The sequence below is a fragment of the Mesorhizobium tamadayense genome, from assembly GCF_003863365.1.
GTDB lineage: Bacteria > Pseudomonadota > Alphaproteobacteria > Rhizobiales > Rhizobiaceae > Mesorhizobium > Mesorhizobium tamadayense.
Genome location: NZ_RQXT01000121.1, coordinates 1 through 2,975 on the forward strand (window position 1 = coordinate 1; position 2,975 = coordinate 2,975).

General features: G+C 61.8%; 3 protein-coding genes and 2 pseudogenes. 2 read left to right on the forward strand and 3 right to left on the reverse strand.

Annotated elements, in window-relative coordinates:
• A partial coding sequence (locus EH240_RS36550) for an adenylate/guanylate cyclase domain-containing protein (RefSeq protein ID WP_245436702.1) occupies positions 1–704 on the reverse strand: 704 nt, incomplete at its 3' end.
• Between EH240_RS36550 and EH240_RS36555 the strand changes: the two are divergent.
• Together EH240_RS36555 and EH240_RS40305 are read left to right on the forward strand one after the other, a co-directional pair.
• Positions 655–894 (forward strand): annotated as a pseudogene (locus tag EH240_RS36555) (Rid family hydrolase); the annotation flags it as partial. The gene EH240_RS36550 and the pseudogene EH240_RS36555 sit on opposite strands and share 50 nt — an antisense overlap.
• 382 nt (positions 895–1,276) lie before the next feature.
• A pseudogene (locus EH240_RS40305) lies at positions 1,277–1,351 on the forward strand (SAM-dependent methyltransferase); the annotation flags it as partial.
• A gap of 467 nt (positions 1,352–1,818) precedes the next feature.
• Here the strand turns inward: EH240_RS40305 and EH240_RS36570 are convergent.
• Both EH240_RS36570 and EH240_RS40365 read right to left on the reverse strand, forming a co-directional pair.
• A complete protein-coding gene (locus EH240_RS36570; protein ID WP_167484324.1) occupies positions 1,819–2,088 on the reverse strand; it encodes a hypothetical protein in 270 nt (89 codons plus the stop codon).
• A 642-nt stretch (positions 2,089–2,730) separates the two neighbouring features.
• A partial coding sequence (locus EH240_RS40365; RefSeq protein ID WP_245436703.1) for a hypothetical protein occupies positions 2,731–2,975 on the reverse strand: 245 nt, incomplete at its 5' end.

Consider the following 2,975-nt stretch of genomic DNA (forward strand, 5'->3'; position numbering starts at 1 on the left):
CAGAAATAACGCAAGCGCGTGTGCGGCTCGTTCGCGAGGCGCTCCTGCAAGGCGACGGTGAGACGCGACTTGCCAATGCCCGGCTCGCCCGAGAGCAGCACCAGGCGGCCTTCGCCACCTTTCGCGCGCTGCCAGTGGCGCTGCAGCAGGTCGAACTCCTCGTCGCGCCCGACCAATGGCGTGGGGGTCGCCCCGTGCAGCGCCTCGAACCGGCTTTCGATGGCGCTCTCGGCAACTACCTGGTAGGCGTGGACCTTCCCTGCAAATCCTTTCACCTCAATGGCGCCAAGATCGCGGTAATCGAACAGGTCGCCGAGGAGCTGGCGCGTTTGCTGTGCGATCAGGACCACGTTGGGTTCGGCAAGAGTTTGCAGGCGAGCAGCGAGGTTTGGCGTCTCGCCTACGACGCCGCGCTCTTGCCCTTCGCCGGAGGTGATTAGGTCGCCAACGACAACCTGCCCGGTGCTGATGCCGATGCGAACTCGCAACGGTTCCGACCCTTGAAGACGCGGGACGGCTTCGACAAGCGCAAGGCCGGCTCGCGCCGCCTGCTCCGCGGCGTCCTCATGCGCCTGCGGGAAGCCGAAATATACCAGGACCCCATCGCCCATGTACTTGGCGACAAACCCGCCGAAGCGGGCGACCGTCTCTGGCGCGGTCTTGGCCGCCGCCGGGTGTAGATTCGATGACGTGGTCGACGTCACCACCTTCCACACTGACCCGGACGACCAGATCGCAACGGTGCTGGCCGTTCGGGCGGAAGAGATCGGCGGACCTCCCTATCCGAACTGGACGGCAGTAGGCGTCAACTGGCTTGCCGGCTTTGATTTCGAGATCAAGGTCGTCGCCCGCACCCCTTCGACGACCAGCGGCCAGCCGGCGGACAAGCGCTGATCGCTCGCCCTGCAATTTCTGTACTGGCGATTGTTCGCAACGACGCTAAGGGCAGCAGGGGAGCTTTCAGGCTCCCCATGCAAACGGCTTCAACTTTGCGAATGGGTCGACTCCGGCTAGGGCGCGAACGAGCGGTTAGGGAACGCGCTGGAAAAATCCGGCTTAGTCCGCGCCGCGACCTACAGCTTCGCCCTCGGCGAAGTCTGCATTTGGGCAGCGGCAAGGGCACCCTCTGCGGTTGACATGGGGGCGCATTGCAGTCGTTCGCAACGTGGATGCTGGAGATCGCCGATCGGCTCCGCAGTCACACCTTCTTTGCGAAGGCCCACACCATCAGCGGATATTCCTCGTCGTTGCTCAGATCCCGCCATACGCCGAGGAGAACATCCAGGTGCAGGGATGGGGCAACAAGGCCTGCGCCAGGGCGCATATTGGCGGGCCGGTGCGGCCCTATGGCGACGGTAGCGGCCGTCGATCAATGCAAAATCGCATCGTTCAAAGAGATTCCGCAATCGATGGCTACCCAGGTTAACCCTGGCGTGCACACGCGGGGAACCATGTATTGCAATACTATCGGCCAAATCACGTCGTGCAATGAAATTGGTGGAGCCGATTTCCCCGCCAGGGCGACGACGTACGACGCTCACCAGCGCGGTCTCACGCTACTTGCAGAGCGACATGGCCGGGACGGCGGTTGGCGCGTCTCGGTCGTTGCAGCCGGTTGCCAGACCAGCTCGCATGCAATCATTTTCAAACCTGGCGTTAACATGCCAGCGGCAGAGTGCGTCAATGACACCGCCTGACGGCTTGGCGGATGTTGTTGTGCTTGCGATGTGCGCTTCTACCGCAAACGGGATCTGCGGCGTGGTCATGGCATGTCAGCTTTCACGAGGCCGCGCTTGAGATCACCCGCACGCGGCGCTACTAGTCCGAAAACCTGACGCTCACGCCGCGCTGCCGAAAATAAGCCTGCATCAACTTGCGGCCCGAACGGTTGCTCTGCGCCAACTTGGTCGGATCGAACACCGCCTGTTTTATCCCTTCTCGTGCCAGCGCCTCCTTAAGCGTCCCGATATGGGCGTCGATGTCGGCATTGTCCGCCCGGAGCGAGGCATAGATACTTTCGGTCGCCTGGGCCACGGTCGGTTCGCTCACAGGTTTCCTCCTTTGGTTGGTTGAGCCGCGGCTTACCATAGATTCGCGGCCCCGCCGATACCGATGAGACCGTGAGTGCACAGCCCGAGTTTTGGTAAACGACGACAATGTCGCTCTTGCAAGGGAAGGCGTCGACCAATTCGCGAACTGCCACCTCTTCGCTTGTGGTGAGCCACCCTATCAGGTCTGCACATCACTGGCCGTAGCGGAATGACTACGACTTCCAGCATGTTCATTCGCGATGTCTGCTTCTGGCTACCCGCAAAACTCGGCCCAATGACCGAGATGGAGGCTTGCTGCCATTCGCACGTTGGGTCGAACTCCGTCCTTCGGAGCGATTTGGGTTTTGGGGGCGAGACAGGCCGGCTATGAGGAGGTCCCGAACTGTGAACCATGTGTCGGCCGGGCGCTCCTGATGGGGGCTCCAGATGCCACCCCCCGCCCCGCCTGCCATGAACCCGGGGCGGAGTTACGGCCACGATCAGAGGGACGGCGACATCGCCGCCGAGCGCCTTCGCGCTGTCAACCGCACGCCAGCACCAGGTGTGGCCTTAAGTCGCAAACAATTGGCCTCCGAAAGCAAGGCGGCGGGCTTCATTGACGCTGCGACCAACACCATATGGTTACCCATTGCCCTCCAAAACGTGAGAAGCTCGCCCTGACGCGGTCGTACTGTGGCCATCAGCCGGCAATGGCTATGAACCAGGAACTGAAACCATCATGCCTGAAAATATCAGACCAACTTCGAGAGACGTCCCCCTCATTCAGCTGGGCCTCTATCAGTGCCGCTTTCCGGTGAGCGAAGACCCGGCAGTACCCGGCGGTTACCGTTTTTGTGCTGGGCCAACTTCGACGGATCGCGTCTATTGCGATCACCACCACAGCATTGTCACCGCCGTCGACCCTCGTCGAGCCCGTTCGGGTCT

What these genes read in the sequence shown, in the direction of transcription:
- EH240_RS36570 (WP_167484324.1), bottom strand. Translation starts at nt 2,088, where the DNA reads ATGGTAAGCCGCGGCTCAACCAACCAAAGGAGGAAACCTGTGAGCGAA.